The organism is Methylomonas sp. 11b, assembly GCF_000515215.1.
Classification (GTDB): domain Bacteria; phylum Pseudomonadota; class Gammaproteobacteria; order Methylococcales; family Methylomonadaceae; genus Methylomonas.
This window is the reverse complement of record NZ_KI911557.1, coordinates 1,327,172-1,353,980: the sequence shown is the minus strand read 5'-3', so window position 1 is coordinate 1,353,980 and position 26,809 is coordinate 1,327,172. Positions and strand designations below refer to the sequence as shown.

The window sequence follows — 26,809 nt, the reverse complement described above, 5'->3', positions numbered from 1 at the left end:
GTTATTGTCTGCTAAATTCCTGAATGAGCGCCGCCAAGGTTTCGGTCAGCGTTATTATTTGCGCGTCGTCGATAATCAGTGGCGGCAATAAGCGGATGGTGCTGTCCGCGGTAACGTTTATCAACAAGCCCTGTGCCAAGGCTTTACCGACCAATTCGCCGCAAGGCCGGTCTAATTCGATGCCTATCATCAAGCCTTTATAGCGAATATCGACGATATGCGGGTTGTCTGCCAGCGCGTCTTTGAAAAGTTGGCAAATTTGCGCGCCCTTGGTTTGCGCATCGGCGATCAGTGTGCCGGTCGTCAATGTTTCCAGCACCGCCAACGCCGCGCTACAGGCTAGCGGGTTGCCGCCAAAGGTCGAGCCGTGATTGCCGGCTTGTAACACGTCCGCCGCTTTGCCCCGCGCCAAGCAAGCGCCTATCGGCACGCCGTTACCCAAGGCTTTGGCCATGGTACATACATCCGGCAGGATGCCGTTATGTTGGTAAGCCAGAAAGCGCCCGGTACGGCCGGCACCGGTTTGGATTTCATCCAGGATCATCAGCAAATTGTGCCGGTCGCACAGCGCGCGAATTTGATTCAAATAATCCGCAGCCGGAATATTCACGCCACCTTCGCCTTGCACCGGTTCCACCAGAATCGCGACAATGTTTTTATCGGTGCCGATGGCGGCTTCGATAGCTGCAATGTCGTTGTACGGCACATGAGTAAATCCAGCCAGCAACGGCGTAAAGCCTTGCTTGATCTTGGTGTTGCCGGTAGCGCTAAGGGTGCCCATGGTGCGGCCGTGGAAGCTCTTTTCCATGGTCAACACCACGGGATTGTCGATGCCTTGTTGGTGACCGTATTTACGGGCGATTTTTATCGCCGCTTCGTTGGCTTCCGCACCTGAGTTGCTGAAAAACACATTATCCATGCCGCTCAGCTCGATCAATTTATCCGCGAGTTGCGCCTGAAGTGCCACGCCGTACAGATTGGAGGTATGCAGCAAGGTTTTGCTTTGCCGGCAGAGCGCTTCATGCACGGCCGGATGCGCGTGGCCGAGGTTGCACACGGCAATGCCGGCGACCGAGTCGAGATAGCGACGCCCATCGGTATCCCACAACCACGCGCCTTCGCCGCGTGCAAAAGTGACCGACTGGCGGGCATAAGTAGGCATGATGTGACTGGTCATTGTGCTAAGACTCTGAAAGTGTTTTGAAAAACGCTATTCGCTCGAAAAAAGCGCGCGATTATATTTTTTTCATCTCGTATAAGCAATAAATAGTTTTTCCTGAAAATCCGCTGATTTGCTCGACTAGTAAACCCTATCCGAGCGGCTTACAGGAAATTTTCGCGTGTCGGGGTGTTTGTTATAAATCTGTAACATTGATGCTTTAAATTCTCGCAAATTAAGCTGTTTCGACCGGTGTGAGTTTGCCGGCGATTACTCACAAAGGACTTGCGTTGAACGACAACGAACATCTTTTAGACGATAAAAAGCACATTGTTTCCATTCGGTTGAACAATTCCGACCGAATTGCCGTGCGTGCCATGGCGGCTCGGCTGTTTGTGCGCGAGTCCGAATTGTACCGGTTTGCGGTCTACCATTTGCTAAATCGTTTACACAAACTGCATGAAGACACGTGCGTCGGCAGCGATTTGTTACCGTTGTTTATAGAGTTTAAAGATGAGCTCAACACGCATTTGGGCTTAAAAAAACATCAGCTATTCAAGATTTTTAACGGCAAGAACCCTGATCCGGAAAAATTCGTGTCGATGGCCGATATTGAGTTGTTGTTACTGCCGCAACACGCGGTGCGTCAGCGCTTACAACAAATGAACGAGGCTGCCGGGCAGCGCAGAGCCGACACCAACGCCTGGCTTTTGGAATACTTGAAGGAGAAATACCGCTTCAGCGTGTATGACCCGGATGCAGAGTTGCCATTGCTGGATTCCCTGGTTCTGGAAAATAGTTAAATCGTAATTCATTTCAATTATGCCCAGCCGGTATTGGGCTAACGAATTCTGGCGTATTGCCATTTTTTTTAGTCCCGTATGCAGCGACAAATGCTGACAGCTGGACAGTAGTAGTGCGTTTTAGCTATGCTCCTCTGTCAAATTGTTTTGTTGTGCGGAGGCTGCATGTCATTGACCCCATCATTGTTTCCGGAATTGATTCAAGCACTGATTGATACTATCGATGCGCATGCCCAGGAAGTAACCGAACTGGATCAAGCGATAGGCGACGGCGACCATGTGTTTAATTTACAGCGTGGTTTGCAGGCCTTACGCGAGCATGCCGGTGAGATAGCGACACTCGACTGGGTTGCTGCGTGGCAGAAAATTGGTATGACGGTGATGGCTGCTGTCGGTGGCGCGTCCGGATCTTTGTACGCGACTTTATTCATCGCGTTGGCAAAAAATGCTAAGGACAAGCTTATCGATCTGGCTGGGTTTTCTGATGCATTTTTGCAGGCAGTCGAGGCTGTGAAGCAACGCGGCAAGTCTGATGTTGGTGAGAAGACCATGCTGGATGTGCTAGTGCCGGTCGCCAAGAAGTTGCGGGAGCAGGCGGCTGCGGGTAAGCCGCTGGCCGAGATTCTGGATAGCCTAAGCCTGGTGGCGGCAGATGGCGTGGAAGCGACTCGGGACATGCTGGCTACCAAGGGCCGCTCGTCCTTTCTGGGCGAGCGCAGCAAAGGCCATATCGACGCCGGTGCCAAGACTGCGCAGCTGATGATCGAGGCGATAGCCGAGGTGTTGAAAAACGCCCAGGCGCAAGCCGCTTAGGTCGTTACCCGTTTCAACAACCCCAGCGCAACGCAGCGGTATTCACCGGAGCATCCCACAAACCCAGCATTTCTTCGTCCAGCATCGTCAGCGTTAGCGAACAGCCGGCCATATCCAGCGAGGTGGTGAAGTTACCGACTAAAGAGCGCTGGATGATTAATCCGCGTTTGCTGAAATATTGCCAGGCCAATTCGTAAATCAAATGTAGTTCGATCAGCGGTGTGGCGCCGAAGCCGTTCACATGCAGCAACACGGCTTGGCCTGAAGCTGGTTTCAATTCGTCGAAAATATGTCCGGCTAATTGTTCGACAATTTCGCTGGCGCTCGCCAGTTTCACCGTTTCGCGACCGCGTTCGCCGTGGATGCCGACACCCATTTCGATTTCGTCGTCCGCAATAGCAAAAGTTGGGTGGCCTAAGGCCGGCACCGTACAGCTGGTTAAGGCGATACCCATGGAGGCGGTTGCTTGATTGACGCGTTCGCCCAGTGCCTTGCAGGCGGCTAAGTCAGCGCCGGATTCGGCGGCGGCGCCGACGATTTTCTCGACGATGGCGGTGCCGGCCACGCCTCTACGGCCAATGCTGTGGGTTTTTGGTAGGGAAATGTCGTCGTCAATCAGGACGCTGGCGTTGGGTAAATCAAGCATCTCGGCGGCCATTTCAAAATTCATTACATCGCCGGCGTAATTTTTAACGATAAACAGCACGCCCGCGCCACCGTCCACGGCTTGTGCCGCAGCCAGCATTTGGTCCGGCGTTGGTGAAGTAAATACCTGTCCGGGACAGGCGGCATCCAGCATGCCGACGCCTACGAAGCCGCTGTGCAGCGGTTCATGGCCTGAACCGCCGCCGGAAATCAGCGCGACCTTGCCGGTTTTACGCACGTTGCGATATACAAATCGCGGCTCAGGATTGAATTGCACGATGTCGGCATGGGCTTTGGCAAAGCCCTGTAGGCTGGTTTGCAATAAGGTGTCCGGGCTGTCGATAAATTTTTTCATGATTCGTCTCTGCTGTATTGGTCTGAGAAGAGCTTAAAGTTTGCTGTTACCCAACAGCTCGGTGATGTCGCGGATGTCCGGCACAATCCAGGTTGGACCGAAATCGGCTGCAGCGATGTCTTGTTCGCTGGATACGCCACTTAGGACCATCAGGCTGCGGATACCGGTGCGCACTGCGCCGAGAATGTCGGTGTCCAGCCGGTCGCCTATAGCGACAGTATAGGCCGGGTCGACATTCAACAGGCTCAATGCCTGTCGATAAATAATAGGCTCCGGTTTACCGATAATCATCGGCTTAATGCCGGTGGAAGCGGTCAAGCCTGCCAGAATGGCACCGTTGCCATGTGTTTCGCCGCGTTCGGTAGGTAGCGATAGGTCACCGTTGGTGCCGATGAAGTGCGCGCCGGCTCGCAGATTCAGGGTGGCGGTGGCCAGTTTGTCCCAGCTCAGTTCTCGGTCCATGCCGCAAACAACCAGGTGCGCGCGCTGATCCGGCTCCGTCTCGTAAAGTCCGGTAAGTTTAAAGCCCAAATCCTGCAGCGGTTGCCGGGCACCGATGCCGCCAATCACAAATACGCGAGTCGTTTGTGGGTCATAGCGTTCGGATAAATACAGCGCGGTGGCCATGCCCGAGGTCAGGATTTCCTTCAACGCTACCGTTACGCCCATTTTCGCCAGTTTGTCGACGTATTGTTCAGCTGTCAGGCTGGCGTTATTGGTGGCCAGGATAAATGGCAGCTTTAAATCGCGTAGTATCTGAAAAAACTCAACGAGTCCTGCTTGAGCTCGGTCGCCGTGCCAAAGGACGCCATCCATGTCTATTATCAGGGCGCGGATGTCGGTGAAAGCTTGCATAAGCGGTCTCGTGTGCTTGGGTTGTTTCAATGGGTGTTGTGTCTTCAAAGCCCGATATTTCATGATAAAAATACCAGGAATTTGCGGTGCGCAAGAATTGCATAAATCGCCGCCTGCTGTCCAGCTAGCCGGCAATAACGGTATTTTCCTTGACTAATTGTTTATAACCTAGTTTAATGCGCGGCTCTTGACGCCCAGGTAGCTCAGTCGGTAGAGCAGAGGACTGAAAATCCTCGTGTCGACAGTTCGATTCTGTCCCTGGGCACCATTCTGGTTTTAGGTTAAGTCGCTGCCCAGGTAGCTCAGTCGGTAGAGCAGAGGACTGAAAATCCTCGTGTCGACAGTTCGATTCTGTCCCTGGGCACCACCACCTGAAAACAAGCATTCTCCTCGTAATACCGGCCGACCGGCTAAAGTCACCTAACATACTGATTCTCCTTGTTGTCGTTAAGAAGTAACTGACGGATTGCCCCCATCAACTCAATGTCATTGTCGTTTGAGGTTTGGCTGGCGAGCGAGGTTGACGATAATTTGAAGCCTTTGTCTCCAATGTCATTTTTCTAAGTGCGGCGCTACGAGATTTTGTCGAGAGCACGGCTTCCAGGGAAACGGGCATGTTTAGCCAATCTTGTCCGGTGGAGTGTAATGCCGATTTACTTCCTTGAAAGATATGGTTATAATTCGGTTTTTAATTTTTCGCCGCAGTTTTTGAGGTGGGAAATTGTTTCCTGATAAGCGTAGTTTTTTGAGATAAGTGTCTCGATAAACGAGGGTGTTCTCCTCAATGCTGTTTCAGGCGTGGTTTTGCTAAGAAAGCCCCTTCAAGGGGTTTTTTCTTTTGTGGGCTTTCGAAAAACGCGAAGCCCATGGGTTTTGGTTGTTTATGGAAGAGCCTGAGGCTCTTTTTTTTTGGGTTTGAAAAGGTGAGGCGTTAATGAAACAGGCTCCTGAACATTTGGTGGATTTGATCGAGCCAATTGTGGAAGGTCTTGGCTATGAGTGTGTGGGAATAGAGTACAACCCGCATCCTACACACGGCATGTTGCGCATTTATATCGACAGCGAAAACGGTATTTTGCTGGAAGATTGCACCAAGGTCAGTCATCAGCTCAGCGGAGCGCTGGATGTCGAAGATCCGATTCCAGGCGAATATCAATTGGAAGTTTCTTCGCCTGGTGCGGATCGGCCATTTTTCAAGCTCAGCCAATTTCAACGCTTTTTGGGGAGCACTGTACTGGTGAGTTTATTTAAACCCATCGATAAACGCCGCAAAATTACCGGGCAGATTAAGGCCGTCGAAGGCGAGACTGTTCTGTTGCAGGATGGCGAACAATTATTAAGCATCCCGTTTCAGGCAATGAGCAAGGCACGCTTGGTGCCGGATTACTTACTCACTAAAGGAGGTCGCAGTGGCAAATAAAGAGATTTTATTAGTAGCAGACGTTTTTGCTAACGAAAAGGAAATAGACAAGGAAATTATCTTTCAGGCCATTGAGTCCGCGTTGGAAGCGGCGACTGTCAAGCGTTATGAAAACCCGATTAAAGCCCGAGTAGCCATTGATCGTCATACCGGCGATTATTCGACCTATCGTCGTTGGCTGGTGGTCGATGCCAACCCGGAAATCAACGGCGACGTCGAGCATCCAGGGTGGCAGGTGCTGCTGGAAGTGGCGCAATTCGATAATCCTAATATCCAAGTCGGCGACTATGTGGAAGAAGAGATCGAATCGGTCGATTTTTGCCGGATTGCTGCGCAAACCGCCAAACAAGTCATCATTCAGAAAGTTCGCGAAGCCGAGCGCAAGAAAATTGTCGAAGCCTATCAAGATCGGGTTGGCGAGCTGGTCACCGGCGTCGTGAAGCGCTTGGAAAAAGGCAGTGTTTACTTGGATTTGGGTGGCCATGTCGAAGCCTATATTGCCCGGGAAGATATGATCCCGAAAGAGCCAGTGAGAATGGGTGACAGGGTGCGTGGTTATTTGAAAGCTGTGCGCTCAGAGCCGCGCGGTCCACAGCTGTTTGTCAGCCGCACCGCGCCTGAATTATTGATCGCGCTGTTTCGTTTGGAAGTGCCGGAAGTCGGCGAAGGCTTGATCGAGATTTTGGCGGCGGCTCGCGATCCCGGTTCCCGCGCGAAAATCGCCGTCAGAGCCAACGACCCGCGTCTGGATCCCATCGGTGCTTGTGTCGGTATGCGCGGCTCCAGAGTGCAAGCTATCTCCAATGAGTTGGCTGGCGAACGGGTTGATATTATTTTATGGAACAGCAACGACGCGCAATTCGTGATTAATGCCATGTCGCCGGCTGAAATTCAATCGATTGTGGTTGATGAAGATAAGCACAGCATGGATGTGGCGGTCGCTACCGACAGTTTGTCGCAAGCTATCGGACGTGGCGGTCAAAACGTGCGTCTGGCTACCGAGCTGACCGGTTGGGAGTTGAATATTCAAGATGCCGCGCAAGTAGATAAAAACCACGACGAAGCAGCTGCCAAGTCCAAGCAGCAATTCATGGAGTTGCTGGATGTGGACGAGGAAATCGCCGGTATTCTGGTTGACGTGGGTCTGAATAATATCGAGGAAATTGCGTATATCCCCGTCGACGAAATGCTGGAGATCGAAGGCTTCGACGAAGAGTTGGTGGAAGCTTTACGCACTCGCGCCAAGGACGCTTTGTTGATCAGTGCTATCGCATCCGAAGAAAAAATTGAAACCGCCGTGCCTAGCGAGGAATTGTTGAGCATGGATGGGATGGACGAAGAGTTGGCGCACCAAATGGCTGCCAAGGGCATTGTTACCTTGGATGACTTGGCGGAGCAGGCGATAGACGACATTATCGAATTTACCGGCATGACCGAGGAGCGTGCTGGTAAACTAATCATGAAAGCCCGCGAATCTTGGTTCGCAGAGGATAAGGGCTGAGGCAGGAGGATACTATGAGCGATAAAACAGTACAGGAATTGGCAGAGGTTGTTGGCATCCCTTTGGAGCGTTTTTTAGAACAATTGAAGGAAGCCGGCTTGACAGCCAGCGCGCCCGACGATGTGATAAACGATGAAGAGAAAGTCAAATTACTCGCGCACTTGCGCAAGCGCCACGGCAAGTCGGACGCCGATCAAGAAGCCGCCGCCCCCAAACGCATTACCTTGAAACGCAGTACCAAAACCGAATTAAGACAATCCTCACCGCCGGGTACAGCTGTGAAAACCGTCAGTGTCGAGGTGCGCAAGCAAAAGACTTATATCAAGCGCAGCGATGCGTCCTCTGTTAACGACGAGCTAAGACAGGCCGAATTAGCCAAACAAGCTTTGGACGAACAGAGACGGCAACAAGCTATCGAAGAAGAAAAGCGTAAGCACTTGCATGAGCAGAAGGCTGCTCAATCTGTACAGGAAGAGCAAGTAGTCAGTGCGGAAATTGCTCAGCCGGTTGAGGTGTCCGTGCCGGCTGTGACGGCAACCGCAGAACCGATTGCGGCAGAGCAGCAGGTGACTGAGGAGTTGCCGGTTGTTGCTGAAGCTCAGCCTGAAGTGCTTGCTAAGGTCGAAGCGCCCGCCCCGAGTGCCGCGCCGGAGATGACTGAAGAGCAGCGTCTGGAAAAAGAAAAGAAAGAAAGGTTGGAAGCTGCGGTGCAAAGAACCGCGGAAAAAGTCAAACAAAAAGCCGAAGCCAAGCAGCAACAAACCACGCTGCATAAGAAAAAAGCCGAATTCAAGCCCACTCGCGGCCCGGCTACCGATGGGGATATCGGTGGCGGCGGCGATGCCGCGCGTCGCGGTGGCAAAGGCAAAAAAGGCAAGGCGCCTTCGCGTCGGGAAAAGCCTGAATTCGAGATCGATGTCAATCAGGCCCGACACAAGTTCGAAAAGCCGGTTGCGCCGACTGTCTATGACGTAACCATTCCGGAAACCATCGTGGTTTCGGATTTGGCTGCAAAAATGAACATCAAGGCTGCCGAAGTCATCAAGCATTTGATGAAGCTAGGCATCATGTCCACTATCAATCAAACCATCGATCAAGAAACGGCGGTGATTTTGGTTGAGGAAATGGGCCACAAAGCCATCATGCAGAGCGAAGATGACTTTGAGCAGGAAATGCTGGCCGAGGTGCAAGGTGACAGCGACGAACGTAAAGTTCAACTGCGCGCGCCCATCGTCACCATCATGGGTCACGTTGACCACGGTAAAACTTCTTTGCTGGATTACATCCGCAAAACCCGGGTCGCTGCCGGCGAAGCGGGCGGGATTACCCAGCACATCGGTGCTTATCAGGTAAAAACCGACCACGGCGCGGTAACTTTCTTAGATACTCCGGGCCATGCCGCGTTTACCGCGATGCGGGCGCGTGGTGCGGAAGTGACCGACATCGTGATTGTGGTGGTTGCCGCCGACGACGGCGTCATGCCGCAAACCAAGGAAGCCATCGATCATGCGCGTGCTGCGAACGTGCCGATCATCGTGGCCTTGAACAAAATCGATAAACCGGAAGCCAATCCTGATCGCGTCATGCAAGAACTGGCCACGCTGAGTGTGGTGCCGGAAGAGTGGGGTGGCGATGTGCAATTCCTGAAGGTTTCGGCGAAAGTCGGTACCGGTATCGACGAATTGATTGAAGCGCTGATCGTGCAAGCTGAAGTGTTGGAATTGAAAGCACCGGTGGATGGGATCGCTTCCGGTATCTGTATCGAATCGCGTCTGGATAGAGGCCGCGGTGCGGTTGCCACAATATTGATTCAGAAAGGTACCTTGAGCAAAGGCGAGTTCGTCCTCTGCGGGCACGAGTATGGCCGGATACGGGCGATGTTCGACGAAAACGCCCACGCTATTAAGTCCGCCGGACCCAGTATGCCGGTAGAAATTCTTGGCTTGTCCGGTACTCCGGACGCCGGCGACGAATTTCTGGTGGTGCAAAACGAACGTGTCGCTCGCGAACTGGCTGCGCATCGGGAAGATCGTAAACGCTCCAACCGTCACGCCGCTCAGCATGCGTCGAAATTGGACGATGTGTTCTCCAGGATGTCCGCCGGTGAAACCTCCACGCTTAACGTCGTTATCAAAACCGATGTTCAAGGCAGCTTGGAAGCCTTACGAGAATCTTTGGTTGGTTTGTCCACCGAAGAAGTGCAAGTTAAATGCATTTTCGGCGGTGTCGGCGGTATCAACGAGGGTGACGCCAACTTAGCTCTAGCGTCCAGTGCGATTCTGATCGGCTTCAACGTACGTGCCGATGCGGTAGCCCGGAAATTGATCGAAGAAAAAGACATTGATCTGCATTATTACAGCATCATTTACGAAGCCATAGACGAAGTGAAACGGGCGATCAGCGGGATGTTGGCGCCGGAAATTCAGGAAAAAATCGTCGGTCTGGCTGAAGTGCGCGATGTATTCCGCTCGCCGAAATTCGGTGCGGTTGCGGGTTGTATGGTTATCGACGGTTTCGTCAAACGCAATCTGCCGATCCGCGTGTTGCGCAACAATGTGGTGATTTACGAAGGTCAATTGGAATCCTTGCGCCGCTTCAAAGACGATGTCAATGAAGTGAAAATGGGCATGGAATGCGGTATCGGCGTGAAAAACTACAACGACGTGCAAAACGGCGATCAGATCGAAGTGTTTGAACGTATCGAAGTCAGACGGGAAATCTAGGTTATGGCGAGAGAGTTCGGCCGCAGTCAGCGGGTGGCGTCGGAAATGCAGAAAGAGTTGGCGTCGATATTACAGCGCGACGTCGACGACAGCCGCTTGGGCTTCGTGACGATAAACGATGTCGAGTTGTCCAAGGATCTGGCAGTTGCCAAGATCTTTGTGACGGTGTTGGATGCTCAGGATGATGCCGCTAAGCGTGCGAACGTGAAGGTGTTGAACGAAATCTCGCCGTTCATCCGTCATGAGTTAGCCAGGCGCATGCGTTTGCGACATATCTCCGAGCTGCACTTTTACTACGACCATTCCTTCGATACCGGTATGCGCGTTGCCGAGTTACTTGGCGATTTGCATCACGAAGAAGTTAAGGACGCTGGTGCTGCACCGCAAGCAGGGACCGATAAACCACAGCAGGACGATTAATGGCAAAACGTAAGTCCGGGCGTGATGTGCATGGCATCGTGCTGCTCGACAAACGTTTGGGTGCGTCGTCCAATCAGGCCTTGCAGGAAGTCAGGCGATTATTTAATGCCAACAAGGCCGGGCATACTGGCGCGCTGGATCCTCTAGCGACCGGCTTGTTGCCCTTATGTTTTGGCGAGGCGACTAAGGTGTCGGCCTTGATGCTGGATGACGATAAACGTTATCAGGTAACCGTGCAGTTGGGCGTGATGACCGATACCGGCGATAGCGAAGGCAAAATCGTCGCCGAAATGCCGGTGCCGGCACTGGATGGCGCGCGCATACAAGCTTGTTTGCAACACTTCACTGGCCCGATTGAGCAGGTGCCGCCGATGTATTCGGCGCTCAAGCATCAAGGCAAGAAATTGTACGAATTGGCCAGGGAAGGTAAAACCGTAGAACGGCAGCCCAGGGCGATCACTATTTATGAATTGCAGTTGTTAAATTTTGATGCCGAAGTAGGACAATTGACGCTGGATGTATTTTGCTCGAAGGGTACTTATATCCGTTCGCTGGCCGAGGATATTGGTCACTGGCTGGGGAACTGCGGTACGGTAACCGCGTTACGCAGAACCAAGGCGGGCATGTTCGATCTTGATCAGGCTCATACCTTGCAGCAGTTGCAGGCCATGGATTTTGCACAATTGCAGAATACCTTGATCGCGCTGGATGTACCCCTGGAAGCCATCCCGAATGTATCTTTATCCGCTGAACAGGCCGAAAAAATCAAGCTGGGTCAACGCATAGCCTTTAGCGGCGGTATGGCCGGTCAGGTCAGAATATACTCGCCGCAGGCCTTTTTGGGGTTGGGGGAAATCCTATTGGATGGTAAACTAGCGCCGAAAAAACTGTTTCATTTGGAAGATCAAGCAACTTGATTATCCAGGAAAAAACCGCAAAGTTTCTACACCCTATTGTGGAAACAGCGGCTACACGGCCATCACACGGTGGCCTTTATTTAATCAAAATTAATCGATAGGGATTAAGAATGTCATTAACCGCAGAACAAAAGAAAGCCATCGTTGAAGAATATCGTTTGTCAGACACCGATACCGGTTCAACCGAAGTCCAAGTTGCCTTGTTGACCGCCAACATTAATCAACTGACTCCGCATTTTGCTACGCATAAAAAAGACAACCACTCGCGCCGCGGCTTGCTGCGCATGGTAAACCAACGCCGCAAATTGTTGGATTACCTGAAAAACACAGAAGTTGCGCGTTATCGCTCGTTGATCGAGCGTTTGGGCATCCGTAAGTAGCACCAAAACTGGAAACGGCGCATCGGGCGCCGTTTCTGCTTTAAGGCACATTTCAGCATAACCTTTAAACAAAGGAACCTTATAGTGAATCCTATCAGGAAAGAATTTCAGTACGGCGATCGTCTCGTCACCTTATCCACCGGTGAAATTGCCCGCCAAGCCAATGGCGCGGTGATGATCGATGTCGAAGGCACCTCGCTGCTGGTGACAGTGGTGGGTAAAAAAGAAGCTAGCGGCGGCGATTTTTTTCCGCTGACCGTTAACTACCAGGAAAAAGCATTTGCGGCCGGTAAAATCCCCGGCGGGTTTTTCAAACGTGAAGGCCGTCCTAGCGAAACAGAAACCCTGATTTCCCGCCTGATCGACAGACCGATTCGTCCACTGTTTCCAGAGGGTTTCACTAACGAAGTGCAAATTATTGCCACTGTTGTGTCGCTGAATCCTGAAGTGGATACCGAAATTCCTGCGCTGTTGGGAGCTTCCGCCGCTTTGGCCGTATCCGGTTTACCTTTCAACGGCCCCTTGGGTGCGGCTTGCGTTGGATACAAAGACGGTGCCTATTTATTGAATCCTGACAAACCAGCACTGAAAGAATCACAGCTGCAATTGGTAGTTGCCGGTACCCAGCATGCGGTTTTGATGGTTGAATCCGAAGCCGATTTATTGTCCGAAGAAGTGATGTTGGGTGCGGTATTGTTCGGTCACGAGCACATGCAAGTGGCGATTAATGCGATTAACGAATTCGCCGCTGCGGTTGGCACGCCGGCTGTGACCTGGACACCAGCGGAAACCAACACTGCATTAAAAGCCGCAGTGGCCGCCGAAGCTGAACAAAGCATCAAAGCCGCTTACCAAGTGGCGGAAAAACTGGTTAGGCAAGACACACTTAGCGCAATCAGAAGCGCGGTAGTTGAAAAACTGACTGCCGATGGCCTGTATAACGAAAAAGACATCCGTAACGTCATCGAGCACCTGGAATACGATATCGTGCGAGGTGCGATTCTGAATGATCGCAAACGTATCGACGGCCGCGATTTGACCACCGTCAGACCGATTACCGTCAGAACCGGTGTGCTGCCTAGAACCCATGGTTCTGCATTGTTTACCCGCGGCGAAACCCAAGCCTTGGTTGTGGCGACATTGGGTACCGAGCGCGACGCGCAAATCATCGATGCATTGTCCGGCGAATACAAAGATCCGTTCATGTTGCATTACAATTTCCCTCCCTATAGCGTTGGCGAAACCGGTTTTGTCGGTTCGCCGAAGCGTCGCGAAATCGGCCATGGCCGCTTGGCGAAACGCGGTGTAGCGGCAGTGTTGCCTAACATGGCGGAGTTTCCTTACGTGATCCGCGTGGTTTCGGAAATCACCGAATCCAACGGCTCCAGTTCCATGGCATCGGTCTGCGGAAGCAGCTTGGCCTTGATGGATGCCGGAGTGCCTATCAAAGCACCGGTTGCCGGTATTGCGATGGGATTGATTAAGGAAGGCGATCAATTTGCGGTATTGTCCGACATTCTGGGCGACGAAGATCACTTGGGCGACATGGACTTTAAAGTGGCCGGTTCCGAAAACGGCGTCACCGCGCTACAAATGGACATCAAGATCGACGGTATTACCGCCGAAATCATGAAAGTTGCATTGGAACAAGCCAAACAAGGCCGTCTGCACATTTTGGGCGAGATGAACAAAGCCTTGTCCAGCACCCGTTCCGAAATGTCCGACTTCGCGCCGCGTATCATTACCTTCAAAATCGATCCGGCTAAAATCCGCGAAGTGATCGGTAAAGGCGGCGTTACTATCCGCGCTATCACCGAACAAACAGGTGCCAGCATCGATTTGACCGACGACGGCGTGGTTAACGTAGCCTCTGTTGACAGAGCGGCTGGCGAAGAAGCCAGACGGATGATCGAAGAAATCACCGCCGAAGTCGAAGTGGGTAAAACCTACGAAGGCAAAGTCGTGCGTCTGATGGACTTCGGTGCATTCGTGACCATTTTGCCGGGCAAAGACGGTTTGGTGCATATTTCGCAAATCTCCGACGAGCGCGTTGAAAAAGTCAGCGACAAGTTGTCGGAAGGCGATGTCGTCAAAGTAAAAGTGCTGGAAATTGACCGTCAAGGTCGCGTGCGCTTGAGCATGAAAGAAGTCGATAGCGAGTAACTTCGTTCGACTCCGCAACAGAAAGGGCCGCAAGGCCCTTTTTTTGTGGCTGAAATTTTTGTTGAGCTATGAATGTCTGTTGACTTTTTAGATGGGGCTTAGCAGTATTGACCCCTAATCGTCTTGTTAAAAGCGGTTGAGCGGCATTGATCATATACGCGTCGGTGCTCACGGTTTGATTCTATTCGGAGGTTACAAAGCGCATGAGCACTGCCAAATTCGACACGATTGGACAATACCTCCTCAAACGCCTATATCAGGCCGGTGTAAAAGACATCTTTGGTGTGCCTGGCGACTATGTGCTGGGATTTTACGATCTGATGATAAAAAGTCAGGTTCGGCATATAGGTACCACCAGGGAAGATTCCGCCGCCTTCGCTGCTGACGGTTATGCGCGTTGCGCGGGCATGGGCGCGTTGGCGGTGACATACGGTGTCGGTGCTTTAAATACCGTCAACGCTATAGCCGGCGCTTACGCGGAATCCTCGCCGGTGGTGCTTATCAGCGGCGCACCCGGCGTTAGCGAGCAAAAAGACGATCCGCTAATTCATCATCGTTTTGGACCGTTTACGTTCCAGCGGGAAATTTTCGAACGCATTAGTTGTGCGTCGGTGGTGCTCAACGATCCAGTGATCGCCTTTCGGCAAATAGACCACGCCATCGAAGCGGCGCGTCGCTTTTGTAAACCGGTTTACATCGAGCTTCCTCGCGACTTGGTAATGGCAGAGGGCTACCCAATGCCTACCGAGACGGTAGAAAAATTTGCCAGTGACGAAGCGGCTTTATCCGAAGCGATTGCGGAAACCATGGCACTTTTATCCAAAGCTAAGTCGCCGATGATTGTCGCGGGCGTTGAATTACATAGACGCGGGCTGCAAAATGCTTTGGCCAATTTCGTTGAACGTACCGGCTTGCCCGTGGTTGCCACGCTAACGGGTAAATCGGTGATGTCCGAGAGGCATCCGGCGTATCTGGGGATTTATGAAGGCGCGATGAGCTCGGAGGCTGTGCGCGACAGAGTCGAAAAGTCCGATTTGCTGTTGATGTTGGGCGTGACCTTGAATGAAATCGATACCGGCATCTACACGGCGAAACTCAATTCCCACTCGACCATTCGCGCGGCCTTGAACGAGGTGGTGATCAGTGCCCACCGCTATCCAGGTATCGCCTTGGAGGATTTTCTCGGTGCATTGGCTAGTTCAGTCAGCACATCCCCTAGAGGGTCAGTATCCAGTCCAAAGCCGCCGGCAAGCATTGCCTTTCCGGAACTAAACCGGCCAATTACTACGGCTCGATTGGTCGAGCGTCTTAATCGCGCACTGAGCAACGATATGATCGTGGTATGCGATGTCGGCGATTGCCTGTTTGCGGCTATTGATTTGCGCGTGCACGAGCAGAGCGAATTTCTAGCCTCCGCTTTTTACACCACGATGGGTTTTGCCGTGCCAGCGGCGCTAGGGGCGCAAATCGCGCGGCCGGATCGGCGGGCATTGATTTTGGTTGGCGATGGCGCTTTTCAAATGACCGGTACCGAGTTGTCCACTCATGCGCGCCTGGGTTTGAATCCCATCGTGGTAGTGTTTAACAACGATGGGTACAGTACGGAGCGCTGCATTCTCGAAGGCCCGTTCAACGATATTAATCCGTGGCGCTTCGATCGTTTGGGAGAGCTCTTTGGGCCGCTAGCCGGCTACGAAGCGCGAACGGAAGCTGAATTTGAAGAGGCTCTGGTCAATGCCCTGAATAACGATGGCATGCCCAGTCTCATCAATGTCCATCTGGCGGCCGACGACTCGTCCGAAGCGATGAAACGTCTAGCCGAGCATTTGCAGTCGAAGATCAAAAGGGACTTGTAAGCTGATGGGCGTTACCCCGGCAACCGGCTTGCGGAGTCGAATTTTTGGCAGAGTGTATCTAAACTAGTCCCCTCACTTACTACTCATTCGTCGCGCTATGCAAATTGCCAATTGTTATCTCGAGCCAGCCAGCTACGCCGTTGATTTTGAAGATATACGGTATGTGCGAAATTTGGTGTTCGTCATCGAACAGCAAATACCGTTAGAAGTGGAATTCGACGAACTTGATGCGGACTGTCATCATTTTCTAGTGCGGGATGCGGATTACCGGCCAATCGCCACCTGTCGGCTCGCGCCGGAGGGCAAAGTCGGGCGGATGGCGGTGCTCCGCGAATGGCGGGGTCAAGGCGTTGGGGAGTCTTTGTTACGTGCGACAATCGACAAAGCCCGCAACCTGGGGCTGACCAGCATCACCGCAAGTGCGCAACTTACCGCGTTGGGGTTCTACCAAAAATTCGGTTTTGCCGCTGAAGGCGAAGTGTTTACCGAAGCTGGTATCCCGCATCAGGCTATCCGGCTTATGTTGCAGCCGCGTGAGCAAACGGTGCGTTCAATACCGCAGACCCGAGAGGTTTCTGTCGAGGCTGCGCGGCTGGAGACAGTCGAATCGACCTTGGCCGCTACCCGACAATTGGTGATGGCGGCGCGTCGGCAGATTTATATCTACAGCCGAGACTTGGATTATGTCGTATACGGGCAAAAAGACCTTGTCGAGGCGTTAAAGCAATTTGCCCTCAGCAATCGTAACGCTAGTGTGCAGATCATAGTTCAGGATCCGACCAGCCTGCGTAATCAGGTTCATCCTGTCGTGGAATTGGCGCAGCGCTTGCCGTCATATTTTCTGATTCGTGTGCCCGATGAAGCCGAAGATTTGCAATATGCCTCTGCTTTTGTCATCAACGATAGCGACGGCTATTTATTTCGCTTGCTGGGTAATCGCTACGAAGGGCATTGGAGTCCTAATTTGCCGGCACGTCATCGGCCGTTGCGCGAAGAGTTTGAGCGGGTCTGGCAACGCTCAAGTGCTTGCGCGGAATTTAGAGCACTGAGTCTGTGATTGATTTTGTCTGTGAAATTTAACCTTCGTGGCGCGCAGGCCATAAAAAACCCGCCTTTCGGCGGGTTTTGTGATTCTGAATCAATCAGATTGATCAGGTCTTCTTATTTTTTCAAAGGTTGTTGCGCTTTGCCGTCAACTTCCAATTGCACGCGACGGTTATTGGCGCGGCCTTCTTCAGTTTCGTTGGTGTCTATCGGTCTATCCCAGCTATAACCGTGTGAGGTAATATTGGGAGAGTGGCTGCCTTTGGTCAGGTATTTCTTAACCGCCAATGCCCGGCGCTCCGACAAGTCCAGATTGTGTTTGTAAGAACCGGTATTGCTGGTATGGCCTTGCACTTCAAACGCCATGTCAGGGTACTGTTTGATGCGGTCAACGACCTTATCCAGTTTTGGGAAATACTGTGGTTTGATCACGTCTTTGTCATTATCGAACTTCACGTCAACAATCCAGCAGCCGTAAATACTGACTTCAACGCCCGGTAATGTAGTTGGACATTTATCAACACAGTTATTCACACCGTCTTTGTCGTCATCCATTTTTGAGCAATCGAGTTTAGCCGGCATCGGTGCTGGAGGAGGAGTCGGTTCAGCTTTGGCAACCACGGCTTTGGGTTTTTCGCCGAATGGAATCACGAAACCCAGATTGACCGTCATGTCATGAAACTCTTCGGTGCCAGGTTGCAGTTTGGCGTTGAAGTTGTTGTTGTAACGGTAGCGCACGTCGCTGCGAATCAGGAAGTTATCGTGTAGTTCATAAGTAAAACCCGCGCCCGCTTCGCCGATGAAACCCGCGCCGCTGTCGCCATTGTGCGTAGAGTTTATGCCGCCCACACCGATCACGGCATAAGGCGAGAATTTATCTCTAAACAAATAATACTGCGCATCTACCGTGCCACCGGTCAAATCCCAGTTGCCGTTGTTTTTGGCGCCTTCCAGGTTTTGGTATAAGCCTCTGACTTCGATGTTCAGATGTTCGTTGATGATCTTACCCAAGCCCAGACCGCCGCCCCAACCGCTGTGCGCATTACGATCACCGCCCGGTTGTACGAAGGTGCCGAAGGGTGCTGCGTACCATCTATCGTCAAGGAACTCGCCGGCTTGTGCCGTCGACACGGAACCGAGCGCCGTTATCGTGGCGATTGCCAGTAAACTTTTCTTCAACATAAAAACTCCTTTGTCATTTATAAAAATAGATAATTCGTTGCTCTTGAGAGGGAGTGATAAAGCCATGGTTAGAAAAATTAGGCTTTAAAAATCAAAGGGAATTGTAGATTCTGCCAAGCATGTTGTGAAAATACCACAATTTTATCAATTAGCAAACATTTAGGTTTATCCGGTGCTGGTATTTGCGGTATTCCAATCCAGCTGTTTCCGGGCTTGGGTTATTAGGATTTGGAAAGTCTGGACAAGAGTGCTTGCTGTTAAGCCGGCGCTTATTCTGTCTGGAGATGGTCATTCCGGCGAAGACGGAAGTAATGATGTTTTAGAGGCCAAGTTAATAACCAAAGCGAGCGACGCAAGAAACCTTGGTCTCAGGTAAAATTCCGCCAATTTGAGTGTTTATCGTTTTATGACTTATTCATCCTATTTTAATCAAGACTGTCAGGCATGCCCGCGTTTAAGCGAATTTCTCGGCGATGTGAAGTCTAAGTATCCCGCTTATCATGCCTTACCAGTGGCGCCGTTCGGCGATCCGGAAGCGCGCTTGCTGGTTGTTGGCTTGGCGCCTGGCATGCACGGCGCGAACGCCACAGGCAGACCGTTTACCGGCGACTATGCCGGCTTGTTGCTGTATCAGGCTTTGTACGATTTCGGTTACAGCAATCAATTGGAATCGACAAATTTGGCCGATGGTTTGCAACTTAGCAATTGCCGGATTACCAATGCAGTGAAATGTTTGCCGCCGCAAAACAAACCCACCGGCGAGGAGATTAAACAATGCAATCCTTTTCTGGCCGCGGAAATTAAGACCCTGCCGAAACATTCGGTGATATTGGCCTTGGGCAATATCGCCCATCAGGCAGTATTGCGTGCTTATGGTTTAAAGAGTAGTGCGGCTAAATTCGCTCATCATGTCAGCTTTGAATTGCCGGACGGTAACACGCTGGTCAGTTCTTACCATTGCAGTCGCTATAACGTGCAGACCAAGCGCCTGAGCATGGAGATGCTAGCGGCGGTGTTTGTAACCATTCAAAATTTGCTGGCTGCCCGTGACTGAAACTCATCCGGGCGAATTCGACGCCAAAGCCTTTCTGAAGACGCTAACCCAGCGTCCCGGCATTTATAAGATGTTGGATGAGAAGGGCGAGATCATCTACATAGGCAAAGCCAAGAACCTAAAAAATCGGGTTTCCAGTTATTTCAGAAGTCAAAATGCTTCGCCCAAACAGCAGGCCATGGTGGCCAAGGTTGCCGGGATAGAAGTCACCGTGACTCACACGGAGGGCGAAGCCTTGCTGCTGGAAAGTCAGCAGATCAAACGCCACAAACCGCGCTACAACATCAGTTTGCGTGACGACAAGTCCTATCCCTATGTCTTCATCTCCAGCTTTCATGATTTTCCGCAACTGACCTTTCATCGCGGGGCCAAGAAGCGCCGTGGCAAATATTTCGGGCCGTATCCCAGCGCCAGTGCGGTGAAGGAAACCTTGAAGTTATTGCAAAAAATTTTCCCGGTGCGGCAATGCGAGGATTCTTATTACAGTGCCCGCTCGCGGCCTTGCCTGCAACATCAGATTGAGCGTTGCACGGCGCCTTGCGTGGGACTGGTTAGCAAAGAGCAATATGCTAACGATGTGGAAAATACGATTCTGTTTCTGGAGGGGCAGGGCGGCTTACTGATTGATCGCTTGGTGGGCAAAATGGAAACTGCCGCCGCCCAGTTGGAGTTCGAGCAGGCTGCCGCTTATCGCGATCAAATCGCCCGTTTGCGCGCGGTGTTGGAAAAACATTGTGTGGAGGGTGAAAAAGGCGATGTGGACATTGTCGCGTGTGCGGCCAAAAACGGCGTGGCATGTGTGCAGGTGTTTTTTATCCGCAACGGTCAGCATTTGGGTAACCGACAGTTTTTTCCGAAAGTCGGCGATGAAAACCAGCCTGAGGAAATTTTGCAGGCTTTCATCGCCCAGTATTACTTGGATAAAACAGTACCCCATGAATTGATCGTCAGTCATGCCTTGCCGGAATCGGCTTTGGTGGCCGAGGTGTTGGCCGAACAGGCTAAACATGCGGTAGCGATTGCCAATAACGTGCGCGGCGAACGGATGAAGTGGTTGCAAATGGCGATGACCAACGCCGACAGCGCGCTAAACGCCAGGCTGGCTGATCGGCAAGGTTTGCAAGGCCGCTTTATCAGTTTGCAGCAAGAACTGGGCTGCGACATCACACCAAGTCGCCTGGAGTGTTTTGATATTAGTCATACCCAAGGCGAACAGACTGTGGCGTCTTGTGTGGTGTTCGATAGAGAAGGGCCGGTGAAATCCGACTATCGGCGCTTTAATATCGATGGCATTACTGCCGGCGATGACTATGCGGCGATTCATCAGGTGGTTTTTAGACGCTTCAGTCGATTGAAGAATGGCGAGCATCCAGCCCCGGACATCCTTTTAATAGACGGCGGCAAAGGCCAAGTCGCCGAGGCGGAAAAGGCTTTGGCTGAATTGGAGATAAACGATGTTATGATAGTCGGCGTTGCCAAGGGCCCTGATCGCAAAGCCGGAATGGAGAAAATTATTCTGGTCGGTAATCGGCAACCTTTGGACGTGACACCGGGTGCTTCCGCCTTGTTATTGATTCAACAGATTCGCGATGAAGCGCATCGTTTTGCGATAACGGGACACAGGCAGCGACGCGGTAAGGTTAACAAACAATCGGTACTGGAAGATATTGCCGGACTGGGGCCGAAAAGAAGACAGGTTTTGCTGAAACAGTTTGGCGGGTTACAGGGTGTGTCCAGCGCTGGTGTGGATGCTTTAGCCAGTATAGATGGCATTAGCCGACAATTAGCGCAGCGAATTTACGATACATTTCACCATCAAGATGGCCATTAGATTCACCATTCCGACCTATTTAACCCTGTTACGGATCGCCCTGATTCCGTTATTGGCCGTTGTGTTTTACTTGCCGTGGCAGTATTCCAATCTGGCCTGCACTGCAATTTTTTTAGTTGCCGGTTTCACCGATTGGCTTGATGGTTATCTTGCCAGAAAAATGAATATGCAGACTGCGTTCGGTGCCTTCTTGGATCCGGTGGCTGACAAATTGATGGTGGCCTTTGTGCTGGTATTGGTGGTGCAGGCTCAAGGTAATCCTTATCTTGCAGTGCCGGCGGCTATCATTATCGGTAGGGAAATTGCGATTGCATCGCTGAGAGAATGGATGGCCGAAATCGGCCAGCGAGCCAAGGTCAGGGTTTCGCAATTGGGAAAATGGAAAACCACGGCGCAAATGACGGCAGTCAGTTTGTTGCTTTATCGGGATGATTTATTAGGCCTGCCTATCAATACCATGGGTTACTGGTTGTTATACTTGTCGGCGATTTTAACCTTATGGTCTATGGTTAATTATCTGGTCGCGGCGTTCTCCACCATCAACGAATAATAAAAGCAGTATCGATACTGCCACAACAGAGAGTAAACAGCAGGTAAAGCTGTATATAAGAGCATGGAACAAGAATTAGAACTAGAAAATAAACCGAGTAAAACCATCAGTCAGGATGAAGTGTTGCAGGCCGCTTTAAAGCTGTTTGCCAAGAAAGGATATTTCAATACCTCATTAACCGATATCAAAGATGCAGCAGGTATAACAACCAGTACCGGCATTAGTCAGTATTTCAAAACTAAGCAAGCCATCGCGCAAGCCTTGTACGAAAATATTCTGGATAGTCTGAGCATATCGATTGATGATATTCGCCGCAGGAATCGTAAAGCTGCAGAACAATTGCGGGAGATAGTCGATTTACTCTTCAAATTAACTGATGACGCTCCGGAAATCGTCGAGTTTTTGTTATTTGTAAAGAGCGAAGAGTTTTTGGCGGAACCTAAGCCCCTGCTGGAAACGCCCGCATTTACTAAAATAAAACGGATTTTTCAGAATGGTGTCAAAGACGGCGAGATGAAGGCGCTGGATCCGTTATTGGCCTACACTTATTTCTTCGGCATTATCAATCATACTTTGGCGATGGTGTTGAGCGGCAACTTGCCGAAAGCGGCGGAAAGTTATCAGGCACAAGCCTGGCTGACGGCATGGGGCTGTATAGTTAAAAAGTAATTCAAGTCATTAAAACTCAGAGCGGGACGGAGGAGGATTTACTAGATGTTAGATAACATTAAAATCGGTATGATTGGGCTTGGTTACGTGGGGTTGCCGCTAGCCGTCGAGTTTGGGCGAAAATATCAAACTGTAGGTTTCGATATCAATCAGCATCGAATCCAGGAATTACGCGCAGGTCGCGACCATACTCTGGAAGTTAGTGAAGAAGAACTCGCCGACGCCAAGTTGCTGACTTACAGTGCTGATTTACCAGATATAGCCGATTGTTCGGTTTATATAGTCACAGTCCCCACGCCAATCAACGACCATAAACAACCTGATTTGACGCCGCTGCAAAAAGCCAGCGATTTGTTGGGAAAGGTTATAAAGTCCGGCGACATCGTCATTTACGAATCCACTGTTTATCCTGGTGCAACCGAAGAGGTTTGCGTACCGATTCTGGAGAAAGTGTCGGGCTTGACTTTTAACCGGGATTTTTATGTCGGTTATAGCCCCGAGCGTATTAATCCCGGCGACAAGCAACACCGTGTCACCAATATTCTGAAGGTCACCTCGGGCTCTACACCTGAAATAGCCGAAAAAGTAGATGCTTTGTATAAAAGTATCATCACTGCTGGCACACACAAAGCCAGCAGCATCAAAGTCGCCGAGGCTGCTAAGGTCATTGAAAACACTCAGCGCGACGTCAACATTGCCCTAATCAACGAACTGGCTTTAATCTTCAATAAACTCGGAATAGATACCGAGGAAGTTTTGTTGGCTGCGGGTACTAAATGGAATTTCCTGCCGTTTCGCCCAGGTTTAGTCGGTGGGCACTGTATCGGCGTGGATCCCTACTATTTAACCCATAAAGCCCAAGCCATCGGCTACAACCCGGAAGTGATACTCTCTGGCCGTCGAATCAACGATGGCATGGGGGTATACGTTGTGTCGCAATTAGTAAAGTTGATGCTGAAGAAGCGTGTGCATGTCCAGGAAGCTAATGTGTTGATCATGGGCTTGACCTTCAAAGAAAACTGTCCGGACATTCGCAACACGCGGGTGGTCGACATCATTGCTGAATTGAAGACTTATGGCGTCAATGTCGAGGTTTACGATCCCTGGGTTAATGCCGAGGAAGCGAAACACGAATACGGTATAACGCCGGTAGTGAAACCGTCAGCGGGAAAATACGACGCGATTATTCTCGCTGTGGCCCATGATGAGTTCAGAAAAATGGCGATTTCAGACGTCAGAGCTTTAGGTACGCCGCAGGCCATTGTGTATGACCTCAAATACTTGTTTCCTACTGATCAAACAGACGCAAGGCTTTAAGAATGAAGATTATGGTGACCGGCACCGCCGGTTTTATAGGCAATCATTTGGCGCTGAGATTATTGGAGCGCGGTGACGAGGTCATTGGTGTCGATAATCTTAATGACTATTACGATGTTAACCTGAAATTGAGTCGCTTAGATCGAATCAAAGATTTTGCCGCTTATACCGATGTCAGATTAGATATTGCCGATAGAGACGGCATTGAGGCTTTATTTAAAAAGCACCAGCCGCAAAAAGTGGTTAATCTGGCGGCTCAGGCCGGTGTGCGCTATTCCATTGAGAATCCGCATGCCTATATCGATAGTAACATTGTCGGTTTCATCAATATATTGGAAGGTTGCAGGCATAATCAGGTGGAGCACTTGGTATACGCCTCCAGCAGTTCCGTGTACGGTGCGAACGAATCCATGCCGTTTTCCGTGCATGACAATGTCGATCATCCGTTGAGCTTGTATGCGGCGTCAAAAAAAGCCAATGAGCTGATGGCGCATACCTACAGCAACTTGTATCAATTGCCTACCACGGGTTTACGCTTTTTTACCGTGTATGGACCGTGGGGCCGCCCCGACATGGCATTGTTTTTGTTCACAAAGGCTATTTTGAATGGCGAGAAAATCAATGTATTCAACTACGGTAAGCACCGCCGCGATTTTACTTATATAGACGATATTGTTGAGGGCGTGATTCGGACCATGGATCATAACGCTTCGCCTAATCCGGACTGGAGTGGAGAAAATCCCGATCCAGGCACTAGTAGAGCGCCTTGGCGGGTCTATAACATTGGTAACCAGAATCCAGTGGAACTGCTGTCTTATATCGAAACCTTGGAACGCTTTCTCGGTAAGACTGCCGAGAAAAATCTATTGCCGTTGCAGCCTGGTGATGTTCCCGATACGTTCGCCAATGTGGAGGCCTTGGTGGCGGATGTTGGTTATAAGCCAAACACGACTATTGAGCAGGGTATTGAACGGTTTGTTGCTTGGTATCTTCAGTACTATCAGTGAATAATTTTTAATACACCAATTGCACAGTTTTAAGCTGTGCAACAGTTTTTTATTTTAATTACCAGATTCAAACAAAGGGTCACTTTTGATGTGGCTATCCAATAGTTTTTTAAGCTCCGCAAATATATCGGGATGAGACTCTATTACATCCCGATATGGGTCGTTTTCTAAGTCGTATAGCTGATACACAGGCTTTGTGTAAGTCGCTATATAAATTAGTTTCCACTTTTCATTCTGTATGGAACGGCTTTTCGCGCGGATAACCGTGGGATAATGTTTTTCGTTGACTACCAGCGTGCCGGATTTTTTGTCAGGAATATCCAGTAATTCAACAATATTGGGATATAAAATTTGTTCGGGATGTAAACCGGGTATTTTTCCTAGCCAAATCCCTGTTTCTTGAAAAGCAAAAAGCTCAGGTGATGTTTGTGCTTTCACATAAGGAATCAAATTAACACCGTCGAGCTTTGTTGGAATGGGTATATTCAACAAATCTAGCAAAGTTGGCATCACGTCAATAGAGCGGGTAGTCGGCTTAAAGTTTACGCCACTAGGCACTCCAGGGCCTTTCATCACCAATGGAATTCTGCCGCTGGGGTCGTCTCCTATCAAGGTATTGCCCTGGCCCCAGCATCCGGTTTCAAAAAAATCCGCACCATGATCACTATATATGATTACGATGGTATTATCGGATAAATTGGACTTTTCAATATAATCAATTATTTTCCCCACTTCGTCATCGAATTGTTTGACGCAGCTGTCATATAAATTAATAATTTGCGGGATGTCGAAAAACTCCGATGTTTTTTCCTGTTTTTTGATAATTTCTTCCGCCGAGGCGAGTCTGGTCATAATAAACCGTGATTCACCTTTATAGTCTTTTGGGGTAAATAAGTTGTAATAGGGATACTCCGAATTGAACGGGACGTGAGTCGCCGAAGTGAACAAATTAATAAAAAAGGGCTGCGAGTTTTTCGCCGAACGGGCAATTAATTGGCGGCATTCGCGGCTCAAGCTTCGGATCAAAGGTACGCCGGCCAAGTAATAGAACTCGGGTAAGAAGCGTTTTCCTAATGCGTTATTGGTGAATAGCGACAATACGTTTCTGATTAAAGACGGGCCTTGCCTTAGTAGCAGTTTGATATTCCATTGATCTTCGGCGACGGAGATTTCCTTGAAGTTAAAACTTAATTTTGCGAAATCGGCTCCGCACCAATCGGAGATGCATGCAGTCAAGTAACCGTGCTCGTTTAATATGTCGATCAAAGACGGCTGCGGTAATATACAGTCTGCCAGGGATGGATAGTTGTCGCGAATTTTATGGTTATGCGGCCATAATCCGGTAAATAGGGATGTAATACTTGGTGCCGTTCTGGCAACAGGGGTTATGCATTTATAAAGTCGTAAGCCGTTCGCGCTTAATTTATCAATGTTGGGGGTAAGATTTCTGTGATAGTTACTGTCGCCTAGTCTGTCATGGCGCAATGTATCGGAACCTATCATAATCACGTTGGGTTTTGTTTGGGACGTGGCTTTAGCGATAACTGGTTCGTTAACTATCGTTGCGTAATAGATGTAAGCATATAAAACGGCCAAGGCTACTATATAGATCACTAGTGGCGTATTATTTTCTTCGATAGCGAAAAATAGAGCGATTGCCGATGTTATAGACAGCGATAAAAGTAATGAAAACTTTATGCCGCTTATTATTTCGGGAGATAATATTTTCCAAATAACAAACAATCTGGAAAATCTATACTGGAAAGATAATTGAATGGTGCCCGGTGTATACAGGAGTTGGTGTAAAAAAAAGTAGGTAGTAATTAGTGCGGTTGATATTATGCAGTAGGTTAAACCTGTGATGAAATTAAATTCCATCAATGCAGTGAGCTTTGATATTGAATAAGCTGCAATAGAACCGGGTAAGGATGTCAGAAAAAATATGATAAATAACCAAACGGCTAATCTGGTTAGGGCGAAAACTACATAATACCCAAACTTTTTTTCTATTTCTTTTTGGATACCGGGTCCGGTACGAGAATAGTTGTGTAAGGTAAGAATGATTAATGTAATAGTAAAAAGCAGTGCGGCAGCGGATGAGCAGTAGAGGGACACCAGTATTTTTTCCATCTCTATTTTATTCGA

The 26,809-nt window shown here is 50.2% G+C and carries 22 protein-coding genes and 2 tRNA genes; 19 read left to right on the top strand and 5 right to left on the bottom strand.

Annotated elements, in window-relative coordinates; genetic code table 11:
- Position 1: 1 nt before the first annotated feature.
- The gene (locus tag METH11B_RS0106260) at positions 2–1,177 is read right to left on the bottom strand and encodes an acetylornithine transaminase (protein ID WP_026601293.1); all 1,176 of its coding nucleotides are present in this window, start codon (positions 1,175–1,177) and stop codon (positions 2–4) included.
- 272 nt (positions 1,178–1,449) lie between these two features.
- Here METH11B_RS0106260 and METH11B_RS0106255 point away from each other — a divergent pair, with 272 nt between their 5' ends.
- Both METH11B_RS0106255 and dhaL read left to right on the top strand, forming a co-directional pair.
- Positions 1,450–1,962: a hypothetical protein gene (locus METH11B_RS0106255; protein WP_152428819.1), complete on the top strand. Its 513-nt coding sequence runs from the start codon at positions 1,450–1,452 to the stop codon at positions 1,960–1,962.
- 165 nt (positions 1,963–2,127) lie between these two features.
- Positions 2,128–2,775 carry a dihydroxyacetone kinase subunit DhaL gene (gene dhaL, locus METH11B_RS0106250; RefSeq protein ID WP_026601292.1) on the top strand — a complete coding sequence of 216 codons (648 nt, stop codon included), beginning with the start codon at positions 2,128–2,130 and terminating at the stop codon, positions 2,773–2,775.
- A 13-nt stretch (positions 2,776–2,788) separates the two neighbouring features.
- Here the strand turns inward: dhaL and dhaK are convergent, their stop codons facing one another.
- Positions 2,789–3,775, bottom strand: coding sequence for a dihydroxyacetone kinase subunit DhaK (dhaK, locus tag METH11B_RS0106245; RefSeq protein ID WP_026601291.1), 987 nt, complete (start codon positions 3,773–3,775; stop codon positions 2,789–2,791).
- Between the two features lie 33 nt (positions 3,776–3,808).
- Positions 3,809–4,630, bottom strand: coding sequence for an HAD-IIA family hydrolase (locus METH11B_RS0106240; RefSeq protein WP_026601290.1), 822 nt, complete (start codon positions 4,628–4,630; stop codon positions 3,809–3,811).
- A 192-nt stretch (positions 4,631–4,822) separates the two neighbouring features.
- On the opposite strand from METH11B_RS0106240, the gene METH11B_RS0106235 reads away from it, so the two are divergent.
- The 11 genes from METH11B_RS0106235 (at position 4,823) to METH11B_RS0106185 (ending at position 17,067) form a co-directional block, all read left to right on the top strand.
- Positions 4,823–4,898 (top strand) — tRNA-Phe (locus METH11B_RS0106235).
- A 23-nt stretch (positions 4,899–4,921) separates the two neighbouring features.
- Positions 4,922–4,997, top strand: a tRNA-Phe gene (locus METH11B_RS0106230).
- Positions 4,998–5,564: 567 nt separating this feature from the next.
- The gene (gene rimP, locus METH11B_RS0106225; protein ID WP_026601289.1) at positions 5,565–6,050 is read left to right on the top strand and encodes a ribosome maturation factor RimP; all 486 of its coding nucleotides are present in this window, start codon (positions 5,565–5,567) and stop codon (positions 6,048–6,050) included.
- On the top strand, positions 6,040–7,551 hold the full coding sequence (nusA, locus tag METH11B_RS0106220) for a transcription termination factor NusA (protein WP_026601288.1): 1,512 nt from the start codon (positions 6,040–6,042) through the stop codon (positions 7,549–7,551). Before rimP ends, nusA begins: the two co-directional genes overlap by 11 nt.
- A 14-nt stretch (positions 7,552–7,565) precedes the next feature.
- On the top strand, positions 7,566–10,274 hold the full coding sequence (infB, locus tag METH11B_RS0106215; RefSeq protein WP_026601287.1) for a translation initiation factor IF-2: 2,709 nt from the start codon (positions 7,566–7,568) through the stop codon (positions 10,272–10,274).
- Between the two features lie 3 nt (positions 10,275–10,277).
- On the top strand, positions 10,278–10,694 hold the full coding sequence (gene rbfA, locus METH11B_RS0106210) for a 30S ribosome-binding factor RbfA (RefSeq protein ID WP_026601286.1): 417 nt from the start codon (positions 10,278–10,280) through the stop codon (positions 10,692–10,694).
- Positions 10,694–11,611 carry a tRNA pseudouridine(55) synthase TruB gene (gene truB, locus METH11B_RS0106205; protein ID WP_026601285.1) on the top strand — a complete coding sequence of 306 codons (918 nt, stop codon included), beginning with the start codon at positions 10,694–10,696 and terminating at the stop codon, positions 11,609–11,611. The genes rbfA and truB overlap by 1 nt, the downstream gene beginning before the upstream one ends.
- A gap of 110 nt (positions 11,612–11,721) precedes the next feature.
- Positions 11,722–11,991, top strand: a complete 270-nt coding sequence (rpsO, locus tag METH11B_RS0106200) for a 30S ribosomal protein S15 (RefSeq protein ID WP_020482423.1) — start codon at positions 11,722–11,724, stop codon at positions 11,989–11,991.
- A gap of 84 nt (positions 11,992–12,075) precedes the next feature.
- Positions 12,076–14,154, top strand: coding sequence for a polyribonucleotide nucleotidyltransferase (pnp, locus tag METH11B_RS0106195; protein WP_026601284.1), 2,079 nt, complete (start codon positions 12,076–12,078; stop codon positions 14,152–14,154).
- Positions 14,155–14,357: 203 nt separating this feature from the next.
- Complete coding sequence (locus METH11B_RS0106190) at positions 14,358–16,010, top strand: alpha-keto acid decarboxylase family protein (protein ID WP_026601283.1); 1,653 nt, start codon at positions 14,358–14,360, stop codon at positions 16,008–16,010.
- A gap of 97 nt (positions 16,011–16,107) precedes the next feature.
- Positions 16,108–17,067, top strand: a complete 960-nt coding sequence (locus METH11B_RS0106185; RefSeq protein WP_026601282.1) for a GNAT family N-acetyltransferase — start codon at positions 16,108–16,110, stop codon at positions 17,065–17,067.
- A 104-nt stretch (positions 17,068–17,171) separates the two neighbouring features.
- Here the strand turns inward: METH11B_RS0106185 and METH11B_RS0106180 are convergent, their stop codons facing one another.
- Positions 17,172–18,236 (bottom strand): OmpA family protein, encoded by a 1,065-nt coding sequence (locus METH11B_RS0106180; protein WP_026601281.1) that lies wholly within the window; start codon positions 18,234–18,236, stop codon positions 17,172–17,174.
- 406 nt (positions 18,237–18,642) lie between these two features.
- On the opposite strand from METH11B_RS0106180, the gene METH11B_RS0106175 reads away from it, so the two are divergent.
- From METH11B_RS0106175 to METH11B_RS0106150, 6 genes are all read left to right on the top strand, one after another.
- A complete protein-coding gene (locus tag METH11B_RS0106175; protein ID WP_026601280.1) occupies positions 18,643–19,290 on the top strand; it encodes a uracil-DNA glycosylase in 648 nt (215 codons plus the stop codon).
- Positions 19,283–21,121 carry an excinuclease ABC subunit UvrC gene (uvrC, locus tag METH11B_RS0106170; protein WP_026601279.1) on the top strand — a complete coding sequence of 613 codons (1,839 nt, stop codon included), beginning with the start codon at positions 19,283–19,285 and terminating at the stop codon, positions 21,119–21,121. Before METH11B_RS0106175 ends, uvrC begins: the two co-directional genes overlap by 8 nt.
- The gene (gene pgsA / locus METH11B_RS0106165) at positions 21,111–21,671 is read left to right on the top strand and encodes a CDP-diacylglycerol--glycerol-3-phosphate 3-phosphatidyltransferase (protein ID WP_026601278.1); all 561 of its coding nucleotides are present in this window, start codon (positions 21,111–21,113) and stop codon (positions 21,669–21,671) included. The genes uvrC and pgsA overlap by 11 nt, the downstream gene beginning before the upstream one ends.
- Positions 21,672–21,734: 63 nt before the next feature.
- A complete protein-coding gene (locus METH11B_RS0106160) occupies positions 21,735–22,340 on the top strand; it encodes a TetR/AcrR family transcriptional regulator (RefSeq protein ID WP_026601277.1) in 606 nt (201 codons plus the stop codon).
- Positions 22,341–22,385: 45 nt separating this feature from the next.
- On the top strand, positions 22,386–23,657 hold the full coding sequence (tviB, locus tag METH11B_RS0106155) for a Vi polysaccharide biosynthesis UDP-N-acetylglucosamine C-6 dehydrogenase TviB (protein WP_026601276.1): 1,272 nt from the start codon (positions 22,386–22,388) through the stop codon (positions 23,655–23,657).
- A 2-nt stretch (positions 23,658–23,659) separates the two neighbouring features.
- On the top strand, positions 23,660–24,664 hold the full coding sequence (locus tag METH11B_RS0106150) for an NAD-dependent epimerase (protein WP_026601275.1): 1,005 nt from the start codon (positions 23,660–23,662) through the stop codon (positions 24,662–24,664).
- Between the two features lie 54 nt (positions 24,665–24,718).
- Here METH11B_RS0106150 and METH11B_RS28380 read toward each other — a convergent pair whose 3' ends face one another.
- Positions 24,719–26,794, bottom strand: coding sequence for a sulfatase family protein (locus METH11B_RS28380; RefSeq protein ID WP_081733761.1), 2,076 nt, complete (start codon positions 26,792–26,794; stop codon positions 24,719–24,721).
- Positions 26,795–26,809 lie beyond the last annotated feature (15 nt).

Coding starts and splice junctions, on each gene's coding strand:
- METH11B_RS0106175 (WP_026601280.1), top strand. CDS start 18,643: ATGACTTATTCATCCTATTTTAATCAAGACTGTCAGGCATGCCCGCGT.
- METH11B_RS28380 (WP_081733761.1), bottom strand. CDS start 26,794: ATGGAAAAAATACTGGTGTCCCTCTACTGCTCATCCGCTGCCGCACTG.
- METH11B_RS0106180 (WP_026601281.1), bottom strand. CDS start 18,236: ATGTTGAAGAAAAGTTTACTGGCAATCGCCACGATAACGGCGCTCGGT.
- rbfA (WP_026601286.1), top strand. CDS start 10,278: ATGGCGAGAGAGTTCGGCCGCAGTCAGCGGGTGGCGTCGGAAATGCAG.
- METH11B_RS0106260 (WP_026601293.1), bottom strand. CDS start 1,177: ATGACCAGTCACATCATGCCTACTTATGCCCGCCAGTCGGTCACTTTT.
- infB (WP_026601287.1), top strand. CDS start 7,566: ATGAGCGATAAAACAGTACAGGAATTGGCAGAGGTTGTTGGCATCCCT.
- dhaL (WP_026601292.1), top strand. CDS start 2,128: ATGTCATTGACCCCATCATTGTTTCCGGAATTGATTCAAGCACTGATT.
- tviB (WP_026601276.1), top strand. CDS start 22,386: ATGTTAGATAACATTAAAATCGGTATGATTGGGCTTGGTTACGTGGGG.
- METH11B_RS0106190 (WP_026601283.1), top strand. CDS start 14,358: ATGAGCACTGCCAAATTCGACACGATTGGACAATACCTCCTCAAACGC.
- METH11B_RS0106160 (WP_026601277.1), top strand. CDS start 21,735: ATGGAACAAGAATTAGAACTAGAAAATAAACCGAGTAAAACCATCAGT.
- rpsO (WP_020482423.1), top strand. CDS start 11,722: ATGTCATTAACCGCAGAACAAAAGAAAGCCATCGTTGAAGAATATCGT.
- truB (WP_026601285.1), top strand. CDS start 10,694: ATGGCAAAACGTAAGTCCGGGCGTGATGTGCATGGCATCGTGCTGCTC.
- METH11B_RS0106240 (WP_026601290.1), bottom strand. CDS start 4,630: ATGCAAGCTTTCACCGACATCCGCGCCCTGATAATAGACATGGATGGC.
- METH11B_RS0106150 (WP_026601275.1), top strand. CDS start 23,660: ATGAAGATTATGGTGACCGGCACCGCCGGTTTTATAGGCAATCATTTG.
- rimP (WP_026601289.1), top strand. CDS start 5,565: ATGAAACAGGCTCCTGAACATTTGGTGGATTTGATCGAGCCAATTGTG.
- METH11B_RS0106185 (WP_026601282.1), top strand. CDS start 16,108: ATGCAAATTGCCAATTGTTATCTCGAGCCAGCCAGCTACGCCGTTGAT.
- dhaK (WP_026601291.1), bottom strand. CDS start 3,775: ATGAAAAAATTTATCGACAGCCCGGACACCTTATTGCAAACCAGCCTA.
- pgsA (WP_026601278.1), top strand. CDS start 21,111: ATGGCCATTAGATTCACCATTCCGACCTATTTAACCCTGTTACGGATC.